At 59.6% G+C, this 22,504-nt stretch carries 19 protein-coding genes; 9 read left to right on the top strand and 10 right to left on the bottom strand.

Annotated features, from left to right (window positions below):
* Nucleotides 1–5: 5 nt before the first annotated feature.
* From ACTHND_RS18235 to ACTHND_RS18260, 6 genes are all read right to left on the bottom strand, one after another.
* Entirely contained in the window at nt 6–1,313 is a 1,308-nt protein-coding gene (locus ACTHND_RS18235; protein ID WP_440179394.1) for a PepSY-associated TM helix domain-containing protein, read from the bottom strand.
* 3 nt (nt 1,314–1,316) lie between these two features.
* A complete protein-coding gene (locus ACTHND_RS18240) occupies nt 1,317–3,575 on the bottom strand; it encodes a TonB-dependent receptor (protein ID WP_440179395.1) in 2,259 nt (752 codons plus the stop codon).
* A gap of 67 nt (nt 3,576–3,642) precedes the next feature.
* A complete protein-coding gene (locus ACTHND_RS18245) occupies nt 3,643–4,056 on the bottom strand; it encodes a hypothetical protein (protein ID WP_440179396.1) in 414 nt (137 codons plus the stop codon).
* 42 nt (nt 4,057–4,098) lie between these two features.
* Nucleotides 4,099–5,649, bottom strand: coding sequence for an AMP-binding protein (locus ACTHND_RS18250; RefSeq protein ID WP_440179397.1), 1,551 nt, complete (start codon nt 5,647–5,649; stop codon nt 4,099–4,101).
* A gap of 169 nt (nt 5,650–5,818) precedes the next feature.
* Nucleotides 5,819–7,711 carry a M56 family metallopeptidase gene (locus tag ACTHND_RS18255; protein ID WP_440179580.1) on the bottom strand — a complete coding sequence of 631 codons (1,893 nt, stop codon included), beginning with the start codon at nt 7,709–7,711 and terminating at the stop codon, nt 5,819–5,821.
* Nucleotides 7,711–8,100: a BlaI/MecI/CopY family transcriptional regulator gene (locus ACTHND_RS18260; protein WP_440179398.1), complete on the bottom strand. Its 390-nt coding sequence runs from the start codon at nt 8,098–8,100 to the stop codon at nt 7,711–7,713. The genes ACTHND_RS18255 and ACTHND_RS18260 overlap by 1 nt, the downstream gene beginning before the upstream one ends.
* Nucleotides 8,101–8,223: 123 nt before the next feature.
* Between ACTHND_RS18260 and treF the strand changes: the two genes are divergently transcribed.
* Nucleotides 8,224–9,783, top strand: coding sequence for an alpha,alpha-trehalase TreF (treF, locus tag ACTHND_RS18265; protein WP_440179399.1), 1,560 nt, complete (start codon nt 8,224–8,226; stop codon nt 9,781–9,783).
* On the opposite strand, the gene ACTHND_RS18270 is transcribed toward treF, so the two are convergent.
* Nucleotides 9,777–10,703: a serine aminopeptidase domain-containing protein gene (locus ACTHND_RS18270; protein WP_440179400.1), complete on the bottom strand. Its 927-nt coding sequence runs from the start codon at nt 10,701–10,703 to the stop codon at nt 9,777–9,779. The genes treF and ACTHND_RS18270 overlap by 7 nt on opposite strands.
* A gap of 170 nt (nt 10,704–10,873) precedes the next feature.
* Between ACTHND_RS18270 and lipA the strand changes: the two genes are divergently transcribed.
* From lipA to ACTHND_RS18285, 3 genes are all read left to right on the top strand, one after another.
* The gene (gene lipA, locus ACTHND_RS18275) at nt 10,874–11,830 is read left to right on the top strand and encodes a lipoyl synthase (protein ID WP_440179401.1); all 957 of its coding nucleotides are present in this window, start codon (nt 10,874–10,876) and stop codon (nt 11,828–11,830) included.
* A 3-nt stretch (nt 11,831–11,833) separates the two neighbouring features.
* Entirely contained in the window at nt 11,834–12,286 is a 453-nt protein-coding gene (locus ACTHND_RS18280; protein WP_440179402.1) for a type II toxin-antitoxin system RatA family toxin, read from the top strand.
* 116 nt (nt 12,287–12,402) lie between these two features.
* The gene (locus tag ACTHND_RS18285) at nt 12,403–13,803 is read left to right on the top strand and encodes a glycoside hydrolase family 28 protein (protein WP_440179403.1); all 1,401 of its coding nucleotides are present in this window, start codon (nt 12,403–12,405) and stop codon (nt 13,801–13,803) included.
* Here ACTHND_RS18285 and ACTHND_RS18290 read toward each other — a convergent pair.
* The 3 genes from ACTHND_RS18290 to ACTHND_RS18300 form a co-directional block, all read right to left on the bottom strand.
* Entirely contained in the window at nt 13,792–14,274 is a 483-nt protein-coding gene (locus tag ACTHND_RS18290; protein WP_440179404.1) for a CinA family protein, read from the bottom strand. The two genes, ACTHND_RS18285 and ACTHND_RS18290, sit on opposite strands and share 12 nt — an antisense overlap.
* 64 nt (nt 14,275–14,338) lie before the next feature.
* The gene (locus tag ACTHND_RS18295) at nt 14,339–14,950 is read right to left on the bottom strand and encodes a superoxide dismutase (RefSeq protein WP_440179405.1); all 612 of its coding nucleotides are present in this window, start codon (nt 14,948–14,950) and stop codon (nt 14,339–14,341) included.
* 293 nt (nt 14,951–15,243) lie between these two features.
* The gene (locus tag ACTHND_RS18300; RefSeq protein WP_440179406.1) at nt 15,244–16,410 is read right to left on the bottom strand and encodes a bifunctional 2-C-methyl-D-erythritol 4-phosphate cytidylyltransferase/2-C-methyl-D-erythritol 2,4-cyclodiphosphate synthase; all 1,167 of its coding nucleotides are present in this window, start codon (nt 16,408–16,410) and stop codon (nt 15,244–15,246) included.
* A 61-nt stretch (nt 16,411–16,471) separates the two neighbouring features.
* Here ACTHND_RS18300 and dusB point away from each other — a divergent pair, with 61 nt between their 5' ends.
* From dusB to hfq, 5 genes are all read left to right on the top strand, one after another.
* Nucleotides 16,472–17,461: a tRNA dihydrouridine synthase DusB gene (dusB, locus tag ACTHND_RS18305; protein WP_440179407.1), complete on the top strand. Its 990-nt coding sequence runs from the start codon at nt 16,472–16,474 to the stop codon at nt 17,459–17,461.
* A gap of 134 nt (nt 17,462–17,595) precedes the next feature.
* Nucleotides 17,596–19,863: an ATP-binding protein gene (locus ACTHND_RS18310; RefSeq protein ID WP_440179408.1), complete on the top strand. Its 2,268-nt coding sequence runs from the start codon at nt 17,596–17,598 to the stop codon at nt 19,861–19,863.
* Nucleotides 19,864–19,866: 3 nt separating this feature from the next.
* On the top strand, nt 19,867–21,267 hold the full coding sequence (gene ntrX, locus ACTHND_RS18315) for a nitrogen assimilation response regulator NtrX (RefSeq protein ID WP_090643158.1): 1,401 nt from the start codon (nt 19,867–19,869) through the stop codon (nt 21,265–21,267).
* A 6-nt stretch (nt 21,268–21,273) separates the two neighbouring features.
* On the top strand, nt 21,274–22,134 hold the full coding sequence (locus tag ACTHND_RS18320) for a D-amino-acid transaminase (RefSeq protein ID WP_440179409.1): 861 nt from the start codon (nt 21,274–21,276) through the stop codon (nt 22,132–22,134).
* A gap of 113 nt (nt 22,135–22,247) precedes the next feature.
* Complete coding sequence (gene hfq, locus ACTHND_RS18325) at nt 22,248–22,496, top strand: RNA chaperone Hfq (protein WP_018080169.1); 249 nt, start codon at nt 22,248–22,250, stop codon at nt 22,494–22,496.
* The last annotated feature ends 8 nt before the right edge of the window (nt 22,497–22,504 follow it).

Genomic DNA, 22,504 nt, shown 5'->3' on the forward strand with positions numbered 1-22,504 from the left:
TAAAACTATGGTTTTAATCCCAGCCAGTCACGCACCGTAGGAATGCGACGTAAAACCAACCATTCGAGCAAGCCAACAACGATCAGGCTTATGCCCAGCACCGGCAGGAAGATACCTAATACGATAATGATCAGGGCCAGGCCGGGCGCCAGCTTTTCGTCGGGCAGACGCTGTGGCGCGCCAAGCCTGTCAGCAGGCCGGCGCTGCCACCACATGACCACGGCGCTGACGCACAGGGCCATCAGGCCGAGGGCTGTCAGAACGCCCAGCGCTTGATTGAGCGGACCGAACAACTGGCCTTCATGAGCGGCGATGCCATAACCAACGGCCCGGTCGAGCGGCTTTTTATCGGCAAAGTCTTCGCGGCTAATGACCTCCAGCATAGTCGGGTCGATCATCATGGTCACACGCTGTGGCCGGTTGCCGGTATCCGAGGCTAGTTTCCACAACGTGGCGCCTTTTGCCGGGGCACTGAGGGTGACCGGGGCCGGCAGGTTGAGCGCGCGGGCGGTATCAAGCAGGGCATCCAGCCGACTTAGATCGGTGGATACCGTTCCTTCGGCTTTCAGCATTTTCTTCTCGTCGGCGCGGCCCTGAGACCAGGCTTGTGTGACAGGTACTGGACTAGCCAAGGCGCGGACAGACTTGAAAGCATTACCCCAGACATAGGTCCAGGGCAGGCCGGTCAGCAGCAGGAACAGCGCCAGCGCCGATACGTAGATACCGACCACCGCATGAATATCACGCCAGAAGACGCGCTTGCCCATATCGAGGCGAGGATAAAGCAGGCCGGCGATGCCTTTGATATCGCGCGGCCACCACAGGTAAAGCCCGGTCAGGATCATGATGATGGCCCAGCAGACCGCCAGTTCGACAATGACCTGACCAAAACGGCCCGCGAACAGTTCGCCGTGGATAGTCTTGATGACCTCCATAAAGCGAGCCTCTTCAGGGACTTGTTTCAGTATCTTCAGGCTTATGGGATGGACATAGAGACGAATTTTGTCGTCGCCTTTCACGACAATGACGCGTGCCGCATCATGAACATCCAGCCGGACCTCGATGGCCTTGAAGCGTGATCCCGGCACTGCGGTAATAGCGGCTTTCACCATGGCTTCCGCCGGTTGCGGCGCGCCGCTGAAAGCCAGGTGATCGTATTTCGCATCGATCGCCGCCTCGATCTGTGGCTTGAACAGATAGATCGGTCCGGTGATCGACAGGATGATAATGAACGGTATGCACACCAGCCCGGCATAAAAATGCCAGCGCCAGAACATGCGATAGTCAATGATCTTTTGTTTTGCTTTTTCCATGCCTTAGTTCCGATACTTCAGTTCCAGGATGTAGCTGCGTTGCGGCATGGGGTGCGACACATAGGCATGATCGTTATTGGCGTTATCTATGCCGAAGCTGATCTGGGTGGTTTTCGTCAGGTCGTAGCTCAGGCGGGTATCGAGGAAAAGGTATTCCGTCTGGTAGCCGTAGGCATCGCCGCGCACCAACCCGAACAGGTCGGAATTTGGCCGTGAGCCGTAGCGCCAGCCGATGGAGGCTTTCAGCTTCGGCGTGAAGGCGTAGCGCAGATTGCCATTGCTGCGCCATTTGGGGATGCGAGGGAACTGAACGCCTTCGGAACTCGGCGCGGTGCTGTTCTTTTCGGTGCGGGCATCCATCCAGGAGGCGCTGGCTTCGATCGTCAGGCCATCCATGAGCAGGTCGCGCGATTCGAAAATCAGTTCGACACCAGACTGGTTCATACGGTCGATATTCTGGTAACGCGAGACCACCGTGCCGTCATCGAGGATACCCTGATAGCTGAAGATGGCGTCATCAATCGACTGGTTGAACAGGCTGCCAGTCAGGGTAATGCGATCAAAATGCCGGCGGGCAATCAGGCTGATATCGCGCGAAACTTCGGGTTTGAGGTTTGGATCGAAGCTGCTGGGGTCGATGGCTGTCTGACCGGCATTGATCTTGCCCTGGAAGAGTTCGCCGACCGTGGGGAACCGTGTGGTAGTGCCGAGGCTTAGCTGCAGGTTATAGGCACCAACATCGCCTTGCAGGCTGGCCTTGGGCGAAAAGGCGCTGTCATGGCGCTTGGGGTAATATTGCAGCGGCCCGCCAGAGCTGATGCCACCATCAAAAGCGCGCCAGTCATCATAACGACCGCCGAGGGTCAGGACAGCGCGGCCCAAGTCAATGGCATCTTCAGCAAAGATTCCGGCAATCGACGTCTTGCCCAGGGTGCGGGAGGCAAAAACCGGATCGGCGGCCGTGCGCCATTGGCTTGTATTATAGGTGCTGGCATCGGTCTGGTAGAGGTTGGAGGTCACGCCAAAAGCCAGATCGTGACGGCCAAAGGTCTGTTCGATCGTTCCGTCGAAGGTCCACCAGCCAGGGTGGTTGTAAAGCGTCTGCTGGCCGGCGGCGCTGACCAGATCCAATGAGGTGCGGCTTTCCCACTTGCCGATATCGTAATGTGACAGGTTGGCCGATACGTCCCAGCCGCTCCAGTTTCCGGAGAGGCGCAGGCCCGTAAGGGTCTCAAGGCGGTCCATGCCGGAATATGTGGTGCCCTTGGCGACATAGTTGACGCCATTGAAACTGACCTTGGTGCCGGCAGCAGTGGGCAGGACGGTGTTGCCATTGGCATCGACCAGCCAGGAGACCGGATTGTCGAGATTTTGCTTTGTTTGCCACAGCATGGCCAGGGTATCGAGCTTCCAGCCATTATCCCAGGCATATCCCACGCGCAGACGGGCCTGGTCCTGGGTGACATCGACCGGTGACGCGGCGCCGAAAACGGGCGTGGCCAGACGATCATCGACATAAGCGCCGGTCACGGGGGTATAGGTGCCGGCCGTGCTCGATTTGGTCAGCAGGTTATAGGTCATGGACTGGCCGGTGTTCTCGAAGTGGCGGAACGAGGCGCGCGCCGACCAGCCGCTGTTTTTCGCCTTGTAATCCAGCCCGCCTTCAACCGAATAGCCGCTGAATGTCTGGTCGAAGCCGTACTCCCGGAACGGCATGGTGAACGCCTGGGCGGAGCCGTACATGTCGGTCTTCTTTGGTGTTTCCGTGGTGATCGAGACCACGCCGCCCATCGAATTGCCGCCGTAACGCGCCGAATAGGGCCCGTAGACGATATCGAACTGACGGATTTCAGCCGGCCCGACCACATTCCATTTCGGCGGATAATCGTAGCGGTTGCCGAGGAAGTTGGAGACGACATAACCATCTACCAGCACGAGCGTACGGGCGCTTTGGACCGTATTGGCGCCGCGCAAGGCGACCACGGCGTTGTCATCGCCAACAAAGCGTTTTCGCACGAAGAAGTTCGGCGCGTATTTCATCAGGTCTTCGACATTTATGGCGTTGATGGCATCGAACTGTTCGTGACCGAGAGAGACCGACAAACCGCGTGGCACAACGGTGATCGGGGTATTTTTCTGGCCGACGACTATGACTTCCCTGGGGGCGTCACTGGCATCTGTTTCGGCGTGAGCGATCAGGGGCAGGGTCGAGCCACAGCTCATCAGCGCTATCAAGAGCGCCGGGTAGTAATTTGTTTTCACTTGAATTTATCCGTTCGGAAATAGGCGTGTGAACGCAGGCGGTCATTCCGCTTGCGTGGCGACAGGCTTAGATCCGGGACGGAGGGCCGCAGGAATGCGGACGAGGCGGTGCGCGGGCCTTGATGGGGCTGCGGCGGCTGGCGGGCGCGAAATCGGCGTGGGATATCGTATAGACGGCCGGCTGGAAAACCGGCTGCGGTGTCGTAATGGCGGTGATCGAGGCCAGAACGCACTGGGCACATTTCAGCCCGGCCAGGCCCGGCTTCTTGAAGGGTGACTTGATGACCAGTTTGTCAACGATCGGCTGGCTGTCCATGCCGGATGTACACAGCACCATCTGCACGCCGTGTGGCGATGGCATGGCCATGACCTGCGGCGGGAACAGGATCTGCGTGAGCAGGGCCATGACCACGGCAAGCAGCGCCCAGAAGCGGACTTCTGAATCGCGGGGTGTCTTGCCTGTGGAAAAGGTCAGGGCCATATTTGCGCCATAAGCGGATGCGGCGCGGCTGTCAATGCGGCATCAGGCCGCCAGTTCGGCCATTTTCTGCAAGGTGACATAGTCCGTCTTGCCGGACCCCAGCACGGGTACGGTTTCGATCCTGAGGATTTTTTTCGGAATAGCCAGAACCGGCGTGCCGTTTTCCTTTGCCCAGTTCGTCAGGCGCGACACATCAGCGTCACCCTTATCAGTGATCAGGATCAGGCGTTCGCCCTTCTTGTCATCCGATACGGCTACCACGGCATGGCGGTTATCCGGCCAGACCTCTTCAGCGATGCGCTCGACGGCCGTGAGCGAGACCATCTCGCCGGCGATCTTGGCAAAACGTTTGGCGCGGCCAAGGATAGTGACAAAGCCTTCGCTGTCGATATTGACGATGTCGCCGGTATCGTGCCAGCCGTCCTTAGGCGCCTCGATCACATCCGGGCGATCGATATTGATGTAGCCGCCCATGATGTTGGGGCCCTTGACCCACAGGCGCCCGCCGCCGGTAATGCCTTCCACGGGCTCAAGCCGGGCCTCAATTTCGGGCAGCATGGCGCCGACCGTGCCGTAATGGTTATTGTCGGGATAGTTCACCGCCACTACGGGCGAACATTCGGTTACGCCATAGCCTTCCAGGATGGGGATACCGCCGAACTGGGTCTTGAAAAGATTGTGGGTTTCGTCACGCACCTTCTCCGCGCCGCAGACGATGAATTCCAGCGATTTGAAGTCTTCCGGCTCACCGGAGCGGGCATACTGGTTGATGAAGGTGTCGGTCGAGAACAGCAGGGATGCCTTAGATTCACGCAGCAGTTCCGGGATGACCTTCACATGCAGGGGCGAGGGATACTGGAAACTGCGCAGGCCGGCCAGCAGGGGCAGGATGACGCCACCGGTCAGGCCCAGGGAATGGAATATCGGCAGGGGGTTAAAGGCGACCCAATCGGGTTTCAGCTCGATATGGGCCTCGATCTGGCGTGTATTGGAAACGAGATTGGACTGGGTCAGGACCACGCCGCGCGGCGTGCCGAAACTGCCGGAGGTAAACAGAATGACGCCGATATCGGAGGCTTTCGTCTTTTTGACGAACAGGCCGGGCAGTTTTGAAGCAGCCACGGCGAAGAGCTTGTCGACGGTCGAGACCTCCTTGCGGATATCATCGAGATAGATGACGCGCACATAGGGCTTCATGCTCTCGATCAGGTCTTCCAGCTTGGCGTTTTCGACGAAACGGCGCGAGGACAAAACCGTCTTGACCTGGCCGGTCTGGATCGCGGCCTTCACATTGGCCTGGCCGGCAGTGAAATTGATCATCACCGGCACCTTGCCGAGCGCATGGAGGGCGAAGAAGGACACGGCGCCGCCGGTCGAGGTGGGCAGCATCATGCCGATGCGGTTTTCATCGCCAAGATAACGTTTCAACAGGCGTGAAAGAGCAAAAACACCGGTAATAAACAGGCCGTAGGTCAGCGGTTTGCGGTCCTGGTCCTCGATGATGACCTTGCCGGCGCCGAACCGGCTCTGCGCCTCGATCAGGGCATCAAACAGCGAGGTCTGGGTGTCGCTGGCCTTAAACTCGCGCTTCATGCACGAAAACTCCCCTCGGGCACGGCCCGCCGCCAACACGGCAGGTCCGGCGCCCCTGATTATCACGCCATTCCAACCCTCGGATCGGAATGGCCACTGTTCGCCATACTAGCCGATGGAAACTGAATAGGTCAAAGGGGAAGATGTAGGCTATCCGGTAAGAAACCAATCAGGGCGTGGTGTCGACCTTCACCTTCTGGATGGTCCGGACATTCACGACGACATCCGACTTAGGATCTGGCGATGGAATGGCAACCGCATGGGCATTGGGCAGCTTGTCGAGGGTTTGCAGCGCCAGGACACTAACCTTGGGATGGGAGATGACAGCGACGATCTGGCCGGCTGGCGAGGTTTGGGTTTCGATCCAGGCCGCAGCGGAGGGCGGCAGTGGGGCGGCGGGCGGTTCAGGTGCTACGGGTGCCAGGGGCGCAGGCGACTCCATCATAGGTGCTGGCGGGGCGGGGGGCACAGGCGGAAGCGGCGCGACCGGCGCCTTAGGCGCCTTCAGTCTTTGGCTTTCCGCCTTCTGGCGCGCCCATTCCGCCTTGTTGGCGGCCTTTTGGGCGGCCATCTGAGCCTTGGCGGCCACAGCGGCGGCACGGGCTTGGGCGGCGATGGCATCCGAGTCGATATTAAGCAGGGCCACGCGGGCCGCATCGGCCTTGGCACGCTGCGTTTCGGCCAGAACTTGGGCGGCTATGGCATCCGGATCGATATCATGGGCAATGCCCTGGCGTTCCATGTCGGCTTCGGCCTGCATGGCATCGGCGCGGGCCTGGGCCGCCAGTGCCTGGGGATCAATGTCGAGATCCTTGGCATTGGCTATATCGGCCCTGGCTTTCATGACTTCGGCACGGACCTGGGCCGCGATGGCGTCCGGATCGATATCGTCTGTTTCGGACTGCGTAGACGAGTTGAGCTTGACATCCGGCACACTGACATCAGCCGGCGCGGCGGTGGTCGAGACCTGTGGTTCCGTCGACGGATGCCCGGTAATGGCCTCCTGCAGACTGGCCAGGGCAAGATTAGCGGTAGCCGTGACCTTTGCCGTCTTTTCCGGACAGATCTTGTGTGCGGCTTCTGTGACCGGCGCGGCGGCAAAGGCGGTCAGGGTCAGAAGCATGACCGGCAGCAGGACGAAGGCAACCGGACGGACTTTCAGGCGGGAGTCTGGTGCTTCGCCCAGGATACGGGAGATACGCGACAGCAGTTCGTGGCGTCCCTGGCCGTTCAGGGCCATGGCGAGGTTGGTCGGGGCGAGGTTGGCCGGCATACCGCGGCGCTGTTCTTCGAGGTTGAGCAGGGCGGTGGCATAGGTGATCGGATCATCGCAGGTGCGGATAGCGGCGTCATCGCAGCACAGTTCGCGCTGTTCGCGTAAGCGGGCGCCGATCCACCAGACGGCGGGATGATAGAAGAACAGGGTTTCGATCAGGTTCTGGACCAGGTTCCACAGATAGTCAGCGCGGCGGATATGCTCCAGTTCGTGTGACAGGACGGCGTCAAGCTGTGCCGGCGACAGCGAGGTCACGGCCGACAGCGGCAGATACACCACCGAACGGAAGGCGCCGACGACGAACGGTCCGGTGATCGCCGGGTGCAGCCTGATCTGCACCTTGCCGGTCAGGCCGAACCGGCGGAGCAAAGCGCTGAAACGATCCTGAACTACGATCGGCGCGGCTTGGGCGTGCTTTTTCAGGCCATGAACCTGCCACAGGCGGCTGGCCATGCGGAAGGTCAGGGCCAGAACGCCCATCAACCAAAAGGCATCAAGCCAGGGCAGCCAGTTCGACAGGCTCTGGACTTTAGCGCTGTCAAGCAGGGGCGAGGCAGATACGGTGCCGGAGGCCACCGGCTGGTAAAGCCGGATTTCCTCATAGATATAGGTCGCCAGGGCGGCCAGGGTCATGGCCAGCAGGGCGGCGAGTCCAAGTGTATAGCGTGCCTGGGGCCTCAGGTTCGGCCGGAAAAGCTCCGTCAGCTTATAGGCGGCGGCGATAAGCGCGGCCTGCCAGCAGAAATGAACCAGGGTAAAGCCGAGCGCTTCCATGTGGGGATTCATCACGCACCTCTTTTGCGCTCGATGAGCGCCTTGATCAGTTGAATCTCTTCATCGCTGGCCGGCTGCAGGGAGAGGGCGTGCATGGCCAGAAGGGCGGGGGAGCCCGAAAACAGTTTGTCACTCAGGTCTTTCAGCAACTGGCCCTGCATGTCTTCTTCGCGCATGGCGGCAGCGTATATGTGCGCCTTGCCGTCTTCGGTGCGCGACACCAGGCCCTTGTCGAGCATGATCTGCATGGTTTTCAGGACGGTTGTATAACCGATTTCGCGCTCCGTGGACAGCACCTCGAAGACTTCGCGCACCGTGGCGGAGCCTTTGCTCCATAGGGCGCGCAGGATTTCCAGTTCGGCTTCGGTCGGTTTACGGGCAGGGGTATCTGATTGGGTCATGGGCAAGATATACGAAGGTCTTCGTATTGAGTCAACGAAAATCTTCGTAGATGCGAAGGGGTTGCCATGAGCGTGAAGGTTCGTCTTTAATGTGCGGCAGGGGAGCGGCAACGGAGGACACCGATGCACCGATATTTCCTGCCCCTTTTGCTGGCCTTTACGGCGCCCTCGACTTTTGCGCAGACACCTTCGCCCGCCGATCTTTACGGGCCGTTGTTCATTCAGGTTCAGACGCAGAAGATATTCCCCGACGGCAAGACCTTTGTCGACATGACGGCCAGACGGCCCGCCGCCGACATCATGACGGATTATCAGGCGCATCCACCGCAGACACGCGACGCGCTGACGGCTTTCGTGGCGGCCAATTTCGATCCGCCGGAATCAACGTCCACGCCGGCGGTTTCAGGCGAACGCCTAACCCTGAAAGCGCACATCGCCAGCCTGTGGCCACCACTGGCGCGTCCGGCCCTGGAGGCGCAGGCCGGCTCATCGGCGCTTTCGCTGCCGGAACCCTATGTCGTGCCCGGCGGGCGGTTCCGTGAAATCTATTACTGGGACAGCTATTTCACGATGCTGGGTCTGTATGCGGACGGACAAGACGGCCTGGCCCAATCCATGCTCACCGATTTCGAAAGCCTGATCGAGCGTTACGGCCATATTCCCAATGGGGCGCGCAGCTATTATCTCAGCCGATCGCAGCCGCCTGTCTTCGCCCTGATGCTGGAGATCAAGCCTTCGGATGACCCCGGCAAACAGTCGCGTGAACTGGCCGCCCTGCGCCGCGAACACGATTTCTGGATGGCGGGCAGCTATTGCGCCATCAAATACAAGCCCTGCCAGCGCGTGGTGGTGATGCCGGACGGCAGCCAACTCAATCGCTACTGGGACGACCGAGATACGCCGCGTGAGGAGTCCTATGCCGAGGATGTGGCCACCGCGGCCAAAAGCGATCGCCCCGCCGCCGAGGTCTATCGGGACTTGCGTGCCGCGGCGGAAAGCGGCTGGGATTTCAGTTCGCGCTGGCTGAAGGAGCCGATGGACTTGTCGAGCATCCGCACCACGGATATCGTGCCGGTTGATCTCAACAGTCTCTTATGGAAGCAGGAAACGATCATCGCCGAGCGCTGTCGCAAGCTGGTGGATATCGTCTGCGCCACGCAGTATGATAATTGGGCGAAGGCGCGGAAAAAGGCGATTACGCGCTATCTGTGGCGCGATCACCGCTTTGGCGACTATGATCTCGGCACCGGTCGGCCGACTCTGACGGCTTCCGCCGCCATGCTTTACCCGCTGTTTGTCGGGCTGGCCACAGACGCACAGGCCAAAGCAACCGCCCGGCTGACGCGCCTGCAACTGACGGCGCAGGGTGGGTTGCGCACGACACAGAATCCGACCGGCCAGCAATGGGACAGCCCCAACGGCTGGGCGCCTCTGCAATGGATCGCCGTCAAGGGGCTTGGTGATTATGGTTATGATAAACAGGTGCATGACCTGGCGTCACGCTTTATCCGCACGGTGGACCTGACTTACCGCGAGACCGGCAAGATGCTCGAAAAATACGATGTCGAGACGCGGCGGCCGGGCGGCGGCGGGGAATATCCATTACAGGATGGTTTCGGCTGGACCAATGGTGTGACGCGGGCCATGCTGGCAAAGTATCCTGACCTTGATCCGGATCAGTGAATGATCGGCAACTGCGCCTGAATAAAGGCGTTTGCGCTTGCGCCGAGGGTTTCCGGATCGCCACCGGCTTGCAGGATGCAGCGGGGCAGGCGGGCGCACAGGGCGCTGGCCGTATTCGCCTGACCTGTATTGCCTGTTTTCGGTTCCATTATAAGGACTTGCGCGCCATTCCTGAGAGAGGTGAGGGGCAGGTGCAGGCCGTTCAGATCGGCATACGCCTTCTGCATCTGCTTCTGCCAGCCATCGCTTTTCTGGCGCATCCGCAGGTCGGGATTGGACATCTGCCAGCTTTGCGCGATGGCGCCCCAATAGCCGGGCTGGATGGCGTCACGGTGCCAGGGTTCGCCCGTGGCGATCGGGCCACCGAGATAAGGATCGTAGCCGATAAAACCTTTCAGGTTGTCATCTTTCAGCAGGGTTGACAGGGACAGGGCCGTGAGGGCGCTGTAACCGGTGCCGATAACGAACAGGGGTTTATTGGGCGAAGGCTTGATAATATCCCGGATGAAATCACGCGCCACAAGCTGGCCGTCATGATAACTTTTGATGAAAACGCTCTGATTTTGCAAAAGATACCGGCCTGATCCACCCTGGCCGGGGCTTTCCAGCAGCCAGACGCCGTAACCCGCGTCTAGCCATTGCCGCATCAGTTCGAAATAGACCTCCGCCGGATAATCGGCATCGGCCAGGATCAGCACCTGGGCCCTGGGATTTATTGGCGGCGATGCCACGCCATAACGCGCTTCGGGCAGGGCGCCGGCACGGTAGCCGCCCCACACAAAGCCCTCCGGCGGGTAGTATTGTGGCGACAGTCCGGCCGGAATCTGGCTGTCGAGAAAGGCTTGGCCGGGCTGCCTGTCGTGGTCGCCGAATTTCGAGCATCCAGCCATGCCGATGAGAACGCCAAGAGCCAGCGTCAATATCACGGATTTTCGACAAGGAAACGCGCCCATCCCCAATCTATACGGGAGATTCCAGCACACGGCTATGACATTTGCAACGCACTATTAGCAGGAATTGACTTGATATTATGACGTGAAAAGACCAATTAGGGCGAGGCGAACTGTGCCCTGCATCCCCGTTGAGTCTCATGGTCACTCTGATAAATCGTGTTGAAGCCGGCCCGCGTGAAGTGCGTCACCCGGAAAAGCAGAACAAGCCTGATTCGCCGATCCTGAAAAAACCCGACTGGCTGCGTGTGAAAGCGCCGGGTTCCGCCGGCTATAACGAGACGCGCGGTATCGTGCGTGACGCCAAGCTGGTGACGGTCTGCGAGGAAGCGGCCTGCCCGAATATCGGCGAGTGCTGGTCGAAAAACCATGCCACCATCATGATCATGGGCGATACTTGCACGCGGGCCTGCGCCTTCTGCAACGTCAAGACCGGCCTGCCGCAACCGCTGGACATTGACGAGCCGCGCCGCGTGGGCGAGACGGTCGCGCTGATGAAGCTGTCGCACGTCGTTATCACTTCGGTGGACCGTGACGATTTGAAAGACGGTGGCGCCGAACATTTCGCTGAGGTCATCCGCCAGATCCGCGCGCAATCACCCAAGACGACCATCGAGATTCTGACGCCGGACTTTCTGCGCAAGGAAGGCGCGGCCGAGATCGTCATCGACGCCAAGCCGGATGTGTTCAATCACAACCTGGAAACTGTGCCGCGCAACTATCTCAAGATCCGCCCTGGCGCGCGCTATTTCCATAGCTTGCGCCTGCTGGAACGCGTGAAGGAACGCGACCCGCAGCAGTTCACCAAGTCGGGCATCATGGTCGGCCTGGGCGAAACGCGCGAAGAAGTCATGCAGGTCATGGACGACATGCGCTCGGCCGGCATTGATTTCATCACCATCGGCCAGTATCTCCAGCCGACGCGCAAGCACGCCGCCATAGATCGTTTTGTGACCCCGGACGAGTTCAAGGCGTATGAGGCCATTGCCCGCGCCAAGGGCTTCCTGATGGTGTCGTCTTCGCCGCTGACCCGCTCTTCGCATCACGCTGGTGAGGATTTTGAGCGCCTGCGCGCGGCGCGTGCAGCCAAGAAATAGTCCATGACCAAGCTGCGTCTGGAGCGCGACCTGCCGTATGCGCCGGCGCAACTGTGGGAAATGGTCGGCGATGTTGAACGGTATCCGGAGTTCATTCCGTGGATCAAGTCCCTGCGCGCCTATAACCGGGCCATAGATCAGGATATTGTTCGTTTCGATGCCGATGTGGCGGTGGGGTTCAAGCTGCTGACCGAGCGGTTTTCGACGCGGGTAACCCGCGCGGCGGAAGCCCTGTTGGTTGATTTCGACCTGATCCGCGGCCCGTTTCGCAAGCTACAGGGGCGGTGGACCTTTACGCCGTCAACTATGGGCACAAAGGTGGCTTTCGATCTCGATATCGACATCAGAAATCCGATCCTTGATGCTGTTTTTAAAGCGAATTTCAACCTGGCGGTCTCCAAGCTGCTGGCGGTTTTCGAGAGCCGGGCGAGGCAATTGTACGGCCCGCGCCTATAGCCGTTAAAGGCGTTGCCGCTATCATTTGAGTCCGTTAAACGCCTCAATTGACACCGGTATCATTATGGCTGGACAGGCGCCTGACAGATGGTAGGGTGCGGAAAAGAGGAAATGCCATGTCCACTCGTTTTTCCCGCCGGAACCTTTTTCAATACGTCGCCGCCCTGAGTCTTGTGACTACTGGTGCTGTGGCCGCTGACAGCGATCCGTGGGTGAAAGCAACCGATATTGCCCGCACGGTAAAGCCGCCTGTGATTCCGATACGCCGTTTTGACATCACCGATTTCGGTGCCAAAGGCGATGGTGTGACGCTGAATACACAGGCTTTTGCCGCCGCCATTTCCGCTTGCGCCGAGGCGGGCGGCGGGCAGGTGTTTGTGCCGGCCGGTCGTTTCCTGACCGGCGCCATCCATCTCCAATCCAATATGGATCTGCATCTCAGTGAAGGTGCAGTCATCCTCTTCAACACGGATTCAAAGGATTATCCGATCGTCTTTACACGCTATGAGGGCCTGGAGGTGATGAATTATTCGCCGCTGGTCTATGCCTTCGGTGAAAGGAATATCGCCATTACCGGTTCGGGTACACTCGACGGTCAAGGGCAAGCCTGGTGGTCCTGGAGCGGCGGCGAGCGCTTTGGCTGGCGGGAAGGGATGCCGAGCCAGCGCGCCGCACGCCTGGCCCTGGCACAGATGGCGGAGGATAATATACCGGTCGAGAAACGCGTTTTCGGCGACGGCCACTATCTGCGACCAAACCTGATTCAGACCTACAACTGCGAAAATGTGCTGATTGAAAGCGTAAAACTGCGCAATTCGCCCTGCTGGAACATTCATCCCGTTCAGTGTCGCAATGTCATTGTACGCGGGGTCGATGTCTTCGGACATGGACCGAACAATGACGGCTGTGATCCGGAGTCGGTCGATTTCATGCTGATCGAAAACTGCACCTTCGATACCGGCGATGACTGCATCGCCATCAAGTCGGGTCGCAATGCCGATGGCCGCCGGCTGGCGCGGCCGTCGCAGAATATACTGATCCGCAATTGCCGCATGAAGGACGGCCACGGCGGCGTGGTGATCGGCAGCGAGATTTCCGGCGGCGTGCGCTGGGTGTTCGCTGAAAATTGCCGGATGGACAGCCCGGACCTGTGGTACGCGCTGCGCATTAAGAATAATGCCATGCGCGGCGGCGTGTTAGAGAATATTTATGTCCGCGATATCAGCGTGGGCCAGGTCGGCAAGGCGGTCATTACCTGCGATTTCAACTATGAAGAGGGCGCAAAAGGGGCTTACACACCGGTGCTGCGTCATGTGGTCGTCGAGCGCCTGACGGCGGAACACGCCCTGCGCGTGCTGGATTCGCAAGGCTTGCCGGGCGCGCCGGTCAGCGACATCGTCCTGCGCGATTGTCGCTTCGACGGCGTGACCGAGGCAAGCATAGTGACGTATACCGACGGCCTGCGCCTCGAAAATGTGCGGGTGAATGGTCGGCAGATAGACCGGTTAGGCGCTTAAGGCATCAATTGCCCATTGCAGGGCATAGGCTACGCTTTCCGCGCGGACGGCATCGCGGCCGATATTGCCAAACTGCCGGGTGCGGGTCAGTGTTTTTCCGCCATGGCTCAGGCCAAAGCAAACCATACCGACCGGCTTTTCCACGCTGCCGCCCGTGGGACCGGCAATGCCGGTGACGCTGAGAGCAATATCGGCGCCAGCGGTTCTCAAGGCGCCTTCGGCCATGGCGGAAGCCACCTCTTCGCTGACCGCACCATATAAAGGGAAAAGCGCTTCCGGCACGCCGACCAGGGCCGTTTTGGCGGCATTGGAATAGGTAATAAAGCCGGTCTCGAATACCTCGGACGAGCCTGAAATGGCGGTGATGGCGCCGGCGATCAGCCCGCCGGTGCAGCTTTCGACCGTGGTGACGGTCTTTTTCTGCGCTTTCAGCAGGTCGATCAGGCGGGCGGCGAGAACGGTGGTTTTCATGAGGCTTCCAAAGAAAAAGGCGACCCGCAAGGATCGCCTTTTAAGCCTGAATGACAAGTGAAAATCAGACGCCCGGATGCAGCGGAGCATCGAGATTGGCGTTGGCGAAATCCCAGTTGACCAGCGAGGTCAGGAAGGTTTCGATGAACTTCGGGCGCAGGTTCTGGTAATCGAGATAGTAGGCATGTTCCCAGACATCGAGCGTCAGCAGCGGCTTGTCGCCCTTGGTGAACGGCGTTTCGGCATTGCCGGTCTTGGTCACCTTGAGCTTGCCGTCGGTGCCCAGCACCAGCCAGGCCCAGCCCGAACCGAACTGCGTGGCGCCGGCGGTCTTGAACTGCTCGACGAAGGCATCGAACGAGCCGAAATCGGCATTGATCTTTTCGGCGATTTTGCCGGTAGGGGCGCCGCCGCCATTCGGCTTCATCGACGACCAGAAGAAGGTGTGGTTCCAGACCTGGGCGGAATTGTTGAACACGCCGGGGTTCTTGCCTTCCGACGCCTTGACGATCTCGACCAGCGACAGGCCGGCAAATTCGGTGCCTTCGATCAGCTTGTTGAGGTTGTCGACATACGCCTTGTGATGCTTGGCGTGGTGATAGCTGAAGGTATTGGCCGACATGTGCGGCTCAAGGGCATCGGCGGGATAGGGCAGAGAGGGGAGTTCGAAGGCCATGGAAATACCTCTTGGCTGGATAAGCGCAATCCGAAAAGTGGACGCCACATTTCGGAGAAATTGCGCGACAAAACAAAGTTTAGAGCGAGGGGTTTGATTTCATCAAAATCCATTCCGCTCTAAGGGAGGAAACGCGAACCCCCGTCATATATTCGGGGCAAAACAGGTTTTCAATAGCAGAAGGCGGTGAGAATGCTTCGCAATAAAACCCTTAGCAATTCAATGGGTTTTGTTGAAAAGCTCAGGCAAAGGGCGTGAGCCGGAAAAAAGTCGAGCAATGACAAGTGATTGCCTCAGATTTCTATGCTGCAGACGGCTTGCGCGGCCAGGCCCTCGCCGCGGCCGGTAAAACCCATCTGCTCGGTTGTCGTTGCCTTGACGCTGACGCGACCGATATCCACGCCGATGATTTCGGCGATTCGGGCACGCATGGCTTCCCGGTGTGGCTTGATTTTCGGGCGCTCACAAATGAGCGTCACGTCGACATTGACAATTTCGCCGCCACGCAGGCGGATCAGGTCGGCGGCATGTTTGAGGAAGCGGTCGGAGGACGCGCCTTTCCATTGCGGGTCAGTGGGCGGGAAGTGATCGCCGATATCCCCCAGACCAGCCGCGCCCAGCAGGGCGTCGGTCAGGGCATGAAGTCCGGCATCGGCGTCGCTGTGTCCGATCAGCGTCTGGTTGTGAACGATCTCCACCCCGCACAGCCAGACGCTCTGGCCTTCGCCCCAGCGATGCGCATCGAAGCCCTGGCCGATCCTGATCTGTTTCATGTTTTTTTCCTGAGGCTTATCGGCCATTATTAACGCTTCTAGCAGGGCAAAATCGGCGGGATAGGTCAGCTTGTGCAGGGCCATGTCACCTTCCACAAGCGTGACATTGATACCGGAATGCGCCGCGACCATGGCTTCATCCGTCGGCACCTGTTCGGCCGGCCAGCGTTCGTAGGCGCGAAGGATATCGTTGAGCCGGAAAGCCTGGGGAGTCTGCGCACGCCACAGATCGTCGCGCGCCGGGGCCTCTACAATCCGGTTGTGGTCGCCGCGCTTCAGCGAATCCGTCATCGGCAGGGCCAGGATCGCCGCCGGTTTTGTCTTAAGTTCGGTCAGCAAGGCATTGATATGATGTGGTTTTAAAAACGGCCGCGCGGCGTCGTGAATCAGGACGATGTCGTCGCCATCGGTCACCAGGGCTTTCAGGCCATTAACCACGGAATCGGCGCGCTGGGCGCCGCCGGCCACTATCCAGACGCGCCCGCCATAGGCCGTCTGGGCCTGCGTCACATCTTCAGCAGGCACGACGACGACAATCTGCGCGGCGCCGGCGGCCTCGAAAGCGGCGATCGACCAGTCGAGCACCGTGCGGCCGCCCAGGATCATCCATTGTTTCCGACCACCGGAGCGGCTGCCTGAGCCACCGGCGACGATGACGGCGTGAAAGGGGCGTGAGTCCGTGTTCATAGCGCCTGTTTAGCGTGAAACCGAAGTGGTGCAACAGCCAGAAACTGTGTATGGGAGCGCAATGACCACAAATAATCTTCAGATCGGCGAGGTGAGCGTGTCTGGACGCGTCCTGATAGCGCCCATGACCGGGGTATCGGACCTGCCATTTCGCCAGATGGCGCACAAGCTCGGCGCGCCCTATGCCGCAACTGAAATGGTGGCGTGTGCTGATCTGGAGAGCGGCCGGCCCGATATTGTCCGCAAGGCGCAGCTTGGCGAGCATGATGGTCTGAAGATCGTGCAACTGGTCGGGCGCGATCAGGCGCATATCGGACGCGGTGCGCAACTGGCCGAGGAATCAGGCGCGCATATCATTGATCTCAATTTTGGCTGTCCGGCCAAGGAAGTCACTGGCGTGCTGTGCGGTTCGGCTCTGATGCGCGATCTCGACCAGGCCGAGCGGATCATGGCGGCGGCGCTGCAGGCCACTTCAAGACCGGTGACCGTCAAGATGCGCCTGGGCTGGGACGACAACCACAATGCCGCCGAACTGGCCATGCGTGCCGAAAAACTGGGCATTGCCGCCCTGACGGTTCATGGTCGCACCCGCCAGCAATTCTACAAGGGCGAGGCCAACTGGCAGGCGGTGGCTGTGGTGAAGCAGGCCGTCGCCATCCCGGTCATCGTCAATGGCGACATCACCGATCTGGAGAGCGCGAAAACGGCGCTGGCGCAATCCGGTGCGGATGGCGTTATGATCGGCCGCGGCATTTACGGGCGGCCCTGGTTCGCGCGCGATCTGAACCAGGCGCTGAATAATGATGAGGCTCTGCCGACGATAGCCTTGAACGAAAGGGCGAACCTGCTGATCGAACACATGCAGGCGTCTATGGCGTTTTATGGCGATAGCTTAGGCTTGCGCATGTTCAAGAAGCATCTGGGCGCCTATGTCGAAGCCTCGACGCACGATCCTGATCCGCTGGCCCGCCGCCAGGACAAGGCGCGCCTGTGCCGCATGGAGGATGCCGGTGGCATTGAAGCGGCCGTTCGCGCCCTGATGGCAGCCTGAATCCAGCATTAAATAATTGTGATATTTGCAACATTGCTGTTGATATTCGGACACAGTAGTGCGCAAATGTCACTCTATTGTGCATGAAAGCGATAGCCTTGAAGGATGCATCGGCAAGACGGCGATGGCTGCACATGTTTGTGCGCAGCCTGAAAACGCTCCGCTCGACGAGCTTGCAGAAGCTCGCCCTGGCGGTGGGTTATGGCGCGTCCATGCTGACGACGGCATTCATCGTCTGGCTGATCATTGCCAGCCCAGGCACCGGCCTGACGGTCAAAGGACCGGTCGGCAATACGGCTGATTACCTGCTGATCCTGATATTCCTCAACCTGGCGCTTTTGCTGGGTTTGATATTCTTTGTCGTCCGCCGCGTGATCACCATCGCGCGCAGCCGGGGCGCGGACGCTGGCGCGCGACTGCACCTGCGCTTTGTGTTCCTGTTCTCCCTGGCGGCGGTAACGCCCGCCATCATTGTGGCGCTCTCCTTTACCTTCCTAAATCGGGGCATCGACACCTGGTTTTCCGACCGGGTTCAGACCTCTGTTGAAAACGGCTATGACCTGGCCGGTGTCTACCTGAAGGAGGCTATGCGGACCTCTGGCACGGCCATGAAAACGGTACAGACACGCGTGGAAAGCCCGGAGGGGCGGGCGCTTTTCCCCGATCGCCTGGCTTTTTCGTTGGGGTTGAAGAAGATTCTGGAGGAAGAGAGCGGCGAACTGACCGCGATCTATATCATCGACCGCACCGGGCAGGTATTGGCGCGCGCGGAATCACCGACCGCGCCGGTCTACATGGCACCACCGTCCGATGTCATTCAGGACGTGGCCGCCACGGGGCCGAAAGCCTATCCTTACGGCAACCCCGATGCGATCCGACTTTTGTATTCACTCGATGATTATAATGGCGCCATGCTTTACGGCATTAAACCGCTGCCTCCCGGTATCTATGCCAAGATCCAGACCGCCAACCAGGCGATCAATGATTACCGCGAGACGACCAACAAGAAGATACGCGCCCAGGGCATCTTCTTCATGGCCTATCTTGAAGCGGTTCTTCTGGTGCTGATTGGTGCCATCTGGGGCGGCACCTCGGCGGCGGAAAGCATTGCCGTGCCGGTGGCGCGACTGGTGCAGGCGGCAGACAAAGTGGCCGGTGGCGACCTGAATGCGCGGGTTATGACCATCAAGCAGTCCGAGGATATCGCCGTATTGTCGCGCGCCTTTAACCGCATGACCTCGGACCTGCAAAGCCAGCAAGCGGCGCTCAAATCGGCGGGCGAGGAAGCTGAGAGCCGGCGGCGGTTTATCGAGACCGTGCTGTCGGAAATCAGTGCCGGTATCGTCGGGATCGATGTGCTTGGCCATGTCTCGGCTATCAACCGCCATGCCGCCCATTTCCTGAGCATTTCCTCCGAGGATGCGCTGGGTGTTAACATCCGTGAATTAGCCCCTGAAATTGCTGAGCTTATCGACAAAGCGTCGGTGCATCGCGTGGAGGAGCAGGAGGTCGATCTGGTTCGCAAGGGGGAGACGCGCCGTGTCCGTGTTCGTATTTCGGCGCTGGAAACCGGCGGCGCGGTTCTGACCTTCGATGACATCACGCGCCTGATCGCGGCCCAGCGCAACGCGGCCTGGAAGGACGTGGCCCGCCGGATCGCCCACGAAATCAAGAACCCGCTGACGCCAATCCAGCTTTCGGCCGAGCGAATCCGCAAGAAGTACCGGCCGCAGATCGAAACCGATATCGATACCTTCGATCGCCTGACCGATACGATTGTTCGGCAGGTCGGCGATATCGGCCGAATGGTAGATGAATTTTCGTCCTTTGCCCGGATGCCGGCGCCCAATTTTTCCGAAGAGGATGCGGCGGAAATGGTGCGCGCGGCGGTTTTTGCCCAGCGCGTGGCGCGCCCGGACATCAGCATTGAAATTATCGAACCGCTGCCGGAATTTCGGGTTGTCTGTGACGGACGGATGCTCAGCCAGGCCCTCGGCAATGTGCTGAAAAACGGCGGTGAGGCGATTTCTTCGCGTCTGATGCGCGATCGCGGCACTGACGAGGTCGATCCGACCGAAGGGATTGTCGGACACCTGCGGGTCGAGATGTCTCAGCAGGAGGGTGAACTGGTCATCGAGGTCGAGGATGACGGTATCGGCCTGCCGGAAAAGGACCGCGATCGGTTGACCGAACCCTATGTCACCACACGGGAAAAGGGAACGGGTCTCGGCCTGGCCATAGTAAAGCGTATTCTCGAAGACCACGGCGGCGAGTTCTATCTCAACGACGCGGTCCATTTAAGCGGCGCGCGGGCTGTCCTGCGTCTGCCGCGGATGCAGGCGGGACAAAGCCCGGCTGCGAATGAGGCTCCGGCAAGCGGGCCCAAGATGATGAGGGTGTAAGTGATGAAAGTCTCTTCTGGCGTTGATATTCTGGTTGTTGATGACGAGGCCGATATCCGCGAACTGATCGCGGGCATCCTGGAGGATGAGGGCTATTCGGTCCGGACGGCCGCCGATTCCAATTCGGCCTTGCGGGCGATCAAGGCGCGCAAGCCCAGCCTGTGCGTGCTTGATATCTGGATGCAGGGCGGCGGGCTGGATGGTCTGGAACTGCTCAGTGTCATCCATGAGCTGGACCCCGATATTCCGGCCATCATGATTTCCGGCCATGGCAATATCGAAACGGCCGTGACCGCCATAAAAAAGGGCGCCTTCGATTTTATCGAAAAGCCCTTTAAAACCGAGCGCCTGATCATGGTTGTTCAGAGGGCGCTTGAACTGACCAGTCTGCGCCGAGAAAACAAGCGCCTGCGCAGCCAAGCCGTCGTGCCGGACGGACTGATCGGTAACTCCGCGGCGGCGCAATTGCTGCGATCGACCATCGCCAAGGTGGCGCCGGCAAATTCACGCATCATGATTTCCGGTCCGGCCGGCTCCGGCAAGGAGCTGGTGGCGCGGATGATCCACGAGGTCAGCCCGCGCGCCAAGTGCGAGTTCGTGCCGATTTCGGCGGCGGGCATGACGCCGGAGCGCCTCGATGTCGAACTGTTCGGCGAGGAAGGCGAGGGCGGCCGTCCGCGCAAGATCGGTGTGTTCGAGCGCGCCCATGGCGGCACTCTGTTCCTCGATGAGGTGGCCGACATGCCGCCGGAAAGCCAGAGCCGCATCCTGCGGGTGCTGGTCGAGCAACGTTTTACCCGTGTCGGCGGCGCGCAGGACGTGCAGGTCGATGTGCGGGTCATTTCCTCGACCTCGAAGGATCTGTCCTCCGAAATTGCCGCCGGGCGTTTCCGCGAAGACCTGTTCCATCGCCTGAATGTGGTGCCGGTGCGCGTGCCGGGCCTGAGCGAACGGCGCGGCGATATCGCCGAACTGGTGCAGTATTTCATCGACCGCATCAGCGCGGCGCAGGGGCTGCCGAAACGCATCCTCAGCGAAGACGCCATGGCGACGCTCCAGGTCCATGAATGGCCGGGCAATGTCAGGCAGTTGCGCAACAATATAGAGCGCCTGCTGATCCTGGCCTCCGGTAATCCGAACGAGCCGATTACGGCGCACATGCTGCCTTCGGAAGTGGTGGAATCAGCAACCGCCGGCGCCATCCGGCCGGAGCGCATCATCGCCCTGCCTTTGCGCGATGCGCGGGAGGTCTTCGAGCGTGAATATCTGTCGTCGCAGATTGTGCGCTTTGGTGGCAATATCTCGCGCACAGCCAATTTTATCGGCATGGAACGCTCGGCGCTGCACCGTAAACTGAAGAGCCTGGGCCTGGCTCATATCCGCAGCGACGAGGATGAGGTTTAAGCTGTAATGCCCAGAATTGCCTATGTTAATGGTGTTTATGAGCGCGCCAGTGAAGCCGCTGTTTCCATCGAGGATCGCGGCTACCAGTTCGCCGATGCCGTCTATGAGGTCTGGTCGGTATTTGACGGCCGGTTGGCGGACCTCGCCGGGCATTTGAACCGGCTGGAGCGCTCGCTGTCGGAATTGCAGATCGCCATGCCCATGCCGCGTACCTCGCTGCTGGTGGTGCTGAATGAGGTGGTGCGCCGCAATCGTATCCGCGAAGGCCTGATCTATCTCCAGATAAGCCGGGGTGTGGCGCCCCGCGACCATGTGTTCCCGGTGGATGTTCGTCCGTCGATTGTGATTACCGCCAGACCGGTCGATCGGGAGGCTGCCGCCCGCAAGGCCGCCCAGGGAATCAAGGCGATCAGTGCGCCGGATATCCGCTGGGGTCGCTGCGATATCAAGACAGTCGGTCTCCTGCCTAACGTGCTGGCCAAACAGGTGGCGAAAGAGCAGGGCGCGGGTGAGGTTATTTTCGTGGATGCTGAAGGCTTCGTGACAGAGGGCGGCTCGACCAATGTGTATATCGTGGTTGACGGGGTGATCAAAACCCGCAGCCTGACCGCCAATATTCTGGCGGGTGTCACACGGCTCAATCTGCTGCCGCTGATTGCGGAAAGCGGAATTGAACTGCGGGAGGAAAGCTTCACGCTTGCTGAGGCCAAGGCGGCTTCGGAAGTCTTCATCACGGCGGCGACCAGTCTGGTCATGCCGATTATTGCCATAGATGATCACAAGATCGGTGACGGCAAACCGGGGCCAATCGCTTGTGCGCTAAGGGAAGTCTATATCGAACGGGCCCGCGCATCGGCAGGTGTGTAAAATAATTTTATCGGCGTGTGGTTGAAAAGACCCGGAATCTTTGCATAAATAGAGACTTATTGTCTGTGTGAGGGGTATTGTGCCCCTCAAATTTTAAACAAGAAGGGCCGACAATGTCCCACGATAAAAAACAAAATCTGCAAGACACGTTCCTCAACAGTGTCCGCAAGACCAAGACCCCCCTCACCATCTTCCTGATCAACGGCGTCAAGCTTCAGGGTATTGTGAGCTGGTTTGACAATTTCTGCGTCCTCCTGCGCCGCGATGGCCAATCGCAACTGGTCTATAAGCACGCGATCTCGACCATCATGCCGGCCGCGCCGGTCCAGCTTTATGAGCAAGAAGAAGACCTTGACGACTAAGATTCATC

It is taken from the genome of Asticcacaulis sp., from assembly GCF_051954415.1.
GTDB lineage: Bacteria > Pseudomonadota > Alphaproteobacteria > Caulobacterales > Caulobacteraceae > Asticcacaulis.

Excerpts from the sequence above, each read along its gene's own strand:
- ntrX (WP_090643158.1), top strand. The coding sequence starts at position 19,867 with ATGAAAGTCTCTTCTGGCGTTGATATTCTGGTTGTTGATGACGAGGCC.
- hfq (WP_018080169.1), top strand. The coding sequence starts at position 22,248 with ATGTCCCACGATAAAAAACAAAATCTGCAAGACACGTTCCTCAACAGT.
- ACTHND_RS18300 (WP_440179406.1), bottom strand. The coding sequence starts at position 16,410 with ATGAACACGGACTCACGCCCCTTTCACGCCGTCATCGTCGCCGGTGGC.
- ACTHND_RS18280 (WP_440179402.1), top strand. The coding sequence starts at position 11,834 with ATGACCAAGCTGCGTCTGGAGCGCGACCTGCCGTATGCGCCGGCGCAA.
- ACTHND_RS18260 (WP_440179398.1), bottom strand. The coding sequence starts at position 8,100 with ATGACCCAATCAGATACCCCTGCCCGTAAACCGACCGAAGCCGAACTG.
- dusB (WP_440179407.1), top strand. The coding sequence starts at position 16,472 with ATGACCACAAATAATCTTCAGATCGGCGAGGTGAGCGTGTCTGGACGC.
- ACTHND_RS18290 (WP_440179404.1), bottom strand. The coding sequence starts at position 14,274 with ATGAAAACCACCGTTCTCGCCGCCCGCCTGATCGACCTGCTGAAAGCG.
- ACTHND_RS18285 (WP_440179403.1), top strand. The coding sequence starts at position 12,403 with ATGTCCACTCGTTTTTCCCGCCGGAACCTTTTTCAATACGTCGCCGCC.
- ACTHND_RS18310 (WP_440179408.1), top strand. The coding sequence starts at position 17,596 with ATGTTTGTGCGCAGCCTGAAAACGCTCCGCTCGACGAGCTTGCAGAAG.
- ACTHND_RS18250 (WP_440179397.1), bottom strand. The coding sequence starts at position 5,649 with ATGAAGCGCGAGTTTAAGGCCAGCGACACCCAGACCTCGCTGTTTGAT.
- ACTHND_RS18235 (WP_440179394.1), bottom strand. The coding sequence starts at position 1,313 with ATGGAAAAAGCAAAACAAAAGATCATTGACTATCGCATGTTCTGGCGC.
- ACTHND_RS18295 (WP_440179405.1), bottom strand. The coding sequence starts at position 14,950 with ATGGCCTTCGAACTCCCCTCTCTGCCCTATCCCGCCGATGCCCTTGAG.
- ACTHND_RS18245 (WP_440179396.1), bottom strand. The coding sequence starts at position 4,056 with ATGGCCCTGACCTTTTCCACAGGCAAGACACCCCGCGATTCAGAAGTC.
- ACTHND_RS18320 (WP_440179409.1), top strand. The coding sequence starts at position 21,274 with ATGCCCAGAATTGCCTATGTTAATGGTGTTTATGAGCGCGCCAGTGAA.
- lipA (WP_440179401.1), top strand. The coding sequence starts at position 10,874 with ATGGTCACTCTGATAAATCGTGTTGAAGCCGGCCCGCGTGAAGTGCGT.
- ACTHND_RS18255 (WP_440179580.1), bottom strand. The coding sequence starts at position 7,711 with ATGAATCCCCACATGGAAGCGCTCGGCTTTACCCTGGTTCATTTCTGC.
- treF (WP_440179399.1), top strand. The coding sequence starts at position 8,224 with ATGCACCGATATTTCCTGCCCCTTTTGCTGGCCTTTACGGCGCCCTCG.